This window comes from Pareuzebyella sediminis, from assembly GCF_008367235.1.
In the GTDB taxonomy this organism is placed as follows: domain Bacteria; phylum Bacteroidota; class Bacteroidia; order Flavobacteriales; family Flavobacteriaceae; genus Pareuzebyella; species Pareuzebyella sediminis.
The window spans coordinates 1-3720 of the sequence record NZ_VTZS01000017.1; the positions used below are offsets into that span (position 1 = coordinate 1).

The following is a 3720-nucleotide window of genomic DNA, read 5'->3' on the forward strand; positions in this document are numbered from 1 at the left end:
AATTAGTTCTTATATAATATTTATTATAATTGGGCGAGCCTATAAAAACTGTCTCGTCCAATTTTATTTGTTAGTAATATATCGGGATAATGGTTTTCAACTTTTGGAGTTGGCATCCTACAATTAAATCTTAAAGTTTGCATTGATGGAACTAGGCGGATAAACGTGTACATTTTAATAATTAGTTGCCGTTTAAACGCTCGAAATTAAATGAATCACGAGTTGTCTTTGCCGTCAATAATGTATAGACCTGAACAAGGGTTTCGGTGTTTCAAAAGATGGGCATATCTAAGGCCAAATTCTATAATTGGAATAAGAAAAATGATGGGTGAGGGTATCCTAACTCAAGCATTCGAAAAATCTGAAAGAGTAGAACTTGAAGCTTATGAAATTAATTGCAGATTTGATCCTTGATAAAGAGATTTAGCGTAACGTATTGAAAATAAGTTTTGAAATGGTTACCATAATCACGATGGTTTACGGCGTCCCGTCAATCTTTACTGAAGCATGTTTCGATTAGACAGAAGTATGAATTGCTAGGCGTGGGCATTAATGCAGTTGTAGCTTTACCTTTAGGATATGGTTTGTTACATAATATAACTATACTCCGCTTTGATAATCAAGTGGTTGTGCTCTAGGTTTTTGCAAGGAGCGCTTTAAATTTAAGGAGAACACTACAATTGGGATATCGATTGTTTTAGAAAACCTTTGGGAGCCAGTACTTCAGATATTTATATATTGGAACATATGTTTTGTCTGTGAAAGTTTTACAATCATATTTATTTTCTTGACTTAATATAATAGATAATTAAAGTCATAAATGTTGGTCATCTGTGAAGTAAAATCGATTTAAGTAAGCGATTTGATTAAAATAACGTAAAAATCAACAATCTCAATGAATTAAATTGAAGAATTGCGGTGAGTTCATTAAAATTTTTAAAAATTACTATAGAGCATAAAATGGAGCTAGAATTATCAGGTCTTGGAAAACCTACTGCCAACTTTTTCTTGAAAGTTTCGACAATTTCTTCACAATTGAATTTCTTAAAGTAATTAGGATTCATAAGAAAAATTCTGTTATTAGATAAAAGATTACAGAGTCTTCAGATTACTCAGGTTGTTCGTTAGGAGACATATCAACGAAAGAGTAAATAAAAATCAAAGACAGCCCAAATATTCTACTTTTGACTGATGCCTAAATTTGTGAGGGGATTACCGTCAAAAAAGTCTATGAAAAATAATCATTAGTTTTAAAGTGGTATTTAGAAGAGAAATGTTTTTCAAAAAATAATAAGTTTGATAAACCATCGTTAGAAGTTGCAAATTGATAAGATTTTATTTCACCTGAGAGAAAGGATAAATAAAATTAATTGAATTCTTTAATATAATGTGCTTAAAATTAGCCGGACTAAATTCAAGTTCAACATGTTTAAAACATGATTTGTTACGGGTAATTCAAGTTTACTTTAATTAAAAATTATATCCTTGGCAAACAAGAAAAAAAATGTCGCTTTTTTTGGTATAAAATATTTCCCTTCTCGGGGAGGTACAAGTAGGGTAGCGGAAAATTTAATTTATAATTTAAAAGAATCTTATAATATAACAATTTATTGCTACAAAAATGATTTTGCCAAGAACCATATATCGGGAGTTAACGTTGTTGAGTATCCAGAGTTTAGACTTGGAGGCATAGGGGTGTTTCTTTATTTTTTACGCTGTTATTTCCATATCAGGTTTTTTGGTAATTATGACATTATTCACGCGCATAAAATAGATAGCTTCTTTTTTTTAGGTAGATTTTCAAAAAAATCAAATGTCATTGCTACTGCTCATGAAGCCCCATATAAAAGGGATAAATGGGGCAAGCTGGCTAAGATATTTTTTAAATATTGCGAGAAAAGATTTATTGATTTTGATGGAATAAAAACAGCGATATCCAAACCACTTTGTGAATTCTATAGGCAGAAACATGAAATTGATGTAAAATTTATTCCTAACGGAATAAATCTTTTCGAATTAAGTTCTAAGAATTCAATAGATGATTTTTGGCCAGAAAGTGTTCCAAAAACTAGTGGATACGTGTTTTTTGCTGCTAGAAGAATTATGGGTACTAAGGGTTTGCACACGATGTTGAAGGCGTTTAAAAAAATAGATTATAAAGGAAATATTTTTATAGCTGGGGAACTGGATAATTATCCAGCTTATATAAAACAAGTGAAAGAACTAAGCCAAGGCCTAAATGTTTATTTTCTTGGATATGTAAATCCATTACCCACTTTATTGGAATTTGTTCGTAAGAGTCAATATTTTGTATTTCCTTCTGAAACAGAAGGTATGTCAATTATGTTATTGGAAGTAGCTAGTACGGGAAAATCAATTTTGGCTAGTGATATACCTGAAAACACCCAAGTGTTTGATGATAAGGATGTAATTTTCTTCAAGAATAAAGATGAAGATGATTTAGCTAAGAAATTGATTTGGATAGAAAACAATATGCCCTTATTTCAATCTATGGGTAAAGTAGCAAAAAATAAAGTTACTTCCAGATATACTTGGGATAGAATTTCATTAATATATAAAGATTTATATGATCTCATTTAGATTAATATGTTTACTTTTTTTTTACATCTAAACATCAACTTATGGAAACTTATCTCATCTACTTTTAGTTTCTTGTGTTGAAGATGCTTTTATGTCCTTCTTTAGTGTAAGAAATTTTTAAAATCCATTTTATCGATTAAATCAACCTTTCATCGAAGTAATTTTGCTGCCACAATACCGTTTATCGAAAAAGTAGATCTGTTAGTCGTTTTTTCGGTGGAAAATTAAGATATTTATAATCCCAAATCTTAATATATGAGCAACTTACGTGTATCTTGCTACAAAATTTTTATGCTTTTATTTGTAGCGTTATCGGTTTTTTATTCCTGTACGGCAGATGAAGACATTCTTCTTGAAGCTATCAATCAAAACAATTCAAAGGAAACTAACTCTATTGAAAGTATTGTCGAAGAAACGACAATTACAGATTCCGAATCTTCCGTTGAGGCAGATAAAAGTATTACGCTTCCCATGGCAGTGGCGACACCAACTATTGGTAAAGCGCCGTTAGAAGTTACTTTTACTGTAGGCGATGCCTTCGTTGGAAAAACATTCGCCAAATATGAATGGAAATTTAAGGACGGTACCAAATCCACTGCCTCAAAGGCCGTTCATACTTTCAAGGAAGTCGGTAAGCACGATGTAGAACTTACTGCCACTGATGACCAAGGTGTAGTAGTAAACGATACAGTGACCGTTACGGTTATCGAACCGGTAAACGAGGCGCCCAATGCGGTCGTGTCGGCGGATATTGTCTCCGGCGAGTCGCCTTTGGAGGTAGCTTTCACGGGAGGCGGGTCTACCGACGACGGGGGCATTACGAGCTATTCCTGGGATTTCGGCGATGGCTCGCTTTCGTTGGGCTCCAACGTCACCCATACCTTTGTCGGTCCCGGCGTCTACGCGGTGTCCCTGACGGTCGCCGACGACGGGGGGCTGAAGGATACGGCCGTTGTCACGGTGACCGTTTCTGAGGCGGCTACGGCTTCGTCTTCCCCGGGGCAGATACCCTGTAGCACGGGCGGTGGTATGGCCGACGACACTGGCGCGAAGATCTGGTGCTGGGGGGATATTAGTATTCCGGACTATACCGGTCAGGGCGTGGCCTTGAGCAACAGG

At 34.9% G+C, this 3720-nt stretch carries 2 protein-coding genes; both read left to right on the forward strand.

Annotated elements, in window-relative coordinates:
- Positions 1-1485: 1485 nt before the first annotated feature.
- The gene (locus F2B13_RS20300) at positions 1486-2601 is read left to right on the forward strand and encodes a glycosyltransferase family 4 protein (protein WP_149277770.1); all 1116 of its coding nucleotides are present in this window, start codon (positions 1486-1488) and stop codon (positions 2599-2601) included.
- A gap of 255 nt (positions 2602-2856) precedes the next feature.
- On the forward strand, positions 2857-3720 hold an 864-nt coding region (locus tag F2B13_RS20305), incomplete at its 3' end, for a PKD domain-containing protein (RefSeq protein ID WP_149277771.1).